General features: G+C 27.5%; 1 protein-coding gene. It reads right to left on the bottom strand.

Going from position 1 to position 320, the window contains the following annotated elements:
• Positions 1-84 precede the first annotated feature (84 nt).
• A partial coding sequence (locus tag QWI17_RS18120) for a hypothetical protein (RefSeq protein ID WP_302723936.1) occupies positions 85-320 on the bottom strand: 236 nt, incomplete at its 5' end.

Below are 320 nucleotides of genomic sequence, written 5' to 3'. Positions count from 1 at the left end.
ATTATCAATCTATATCATAAATCATAATTTAATCCATAAAAAAAGCTCGAAGAAATTCGAGCTTATCATTAAATATAAATTTAATTATTTGTTTAATTGTTTCTGAATTTCAGCTGTCCAATCTTGTAATTTTTTAGCATCTTCTGGTTTCAAAGTTTGAGTAAAACCTTGTAATTCTTTTTGAAAATCTACTGATTGTTTTGTCAATTCAGCTAATTTATTTGCATCACCAGCAGTTGCAGCTAATTTCATGTCAGCAGCCCATTTGTTGTATTTTCCAACAAATTCAGTAATTTTTGGATCAGAGAAAGTTGGTAAAT

The sequence above is a fragment of the Gilvimarinus gilvus genome, from assembly GCF_030518155.1.
GTDB lineage: Bacteria > Pseudomonadota > Gammaproteobacteria > Pseudomonadales > Cellvibrionaceae > Gilvimarinus > Gilvimarinus gilvus.
This window is presented reverse-complemented; position numbering and strand designations above follow the sequence as displayed.